We start from the raw sequence: 665 nt of genomic DNA, 5'->3' as shown, positions 1-665 counted from the left end.
TGTTTGGAAATTTGGCAATTGCTGTAAAGCTTGAGTTTTATTTCCATTAAACGGATAAATTTGACGTGCAACCGGCGCGGCATTTTGTCCATAATATGGTGCAACGTAACTTGATTTTTGATTATTACTTGATTGGTTATTATTTGTTTGGTTTTGGTCATTGTTTGTTGCATTTGAATTAGATTGTTGCTGGTTATCGTTTGCACTATTATCTTTATTATCTTTGTTTACGTCTTTACTATCATCTTTATTGTCTTTCTTATCTTTAGATGAATCATTTGTTTTTTTATCTTGTTGTTCAGTTTTCGCTTTATCATCTTTTTCTTTATTACTGTCTTTTTGTTGGTCACTATCTTGACCACATGCAGCTAAAAATAATGATAATGCTAGTAACCCTGTAACTAATCTTTTCATACATATCTCCTCCTATAATTCGATATTCATTGAATAAGCTTGAAATACATATCTACCATGTGTATCATTTCATGGCTTGTTACCAAAGACGTCAACATTAATATGATTTGAATTATCACAATACCCATAACTACAATCTAAGGTTCTTTTTATTATACCCTAATTTTTGTTCATTATTATTTAATTTTTGTGAATTTTATGTTTTCTATAAATTTAATTATTTTACTTTAACAATTCATTACGCATTTAGC

Annotated in this window: 1 protein-coding gene; it reads right to left on the bottom strand. The window is 28.4% G+C overall.

The features are described 5' to 3' along the window. Positions 1 to 414 (bottom strand): hypothetical protein (locus IDG60_RS28050; protein WP_206161074.1); only part of this gene is annotated, 414 nt, incomplete at its 3' end. Positions 415 to 665 lie beyond the last annotated feature (251 nt).

The organism is Staphylococcus sp. EG-SA-2, assembly GCF_017152085.1.
The sequence above is the reverse complement of the archived record's forward strand: the minus strand, read 5'-3'. Positions and strand labels throughout refer to the sequence as shown.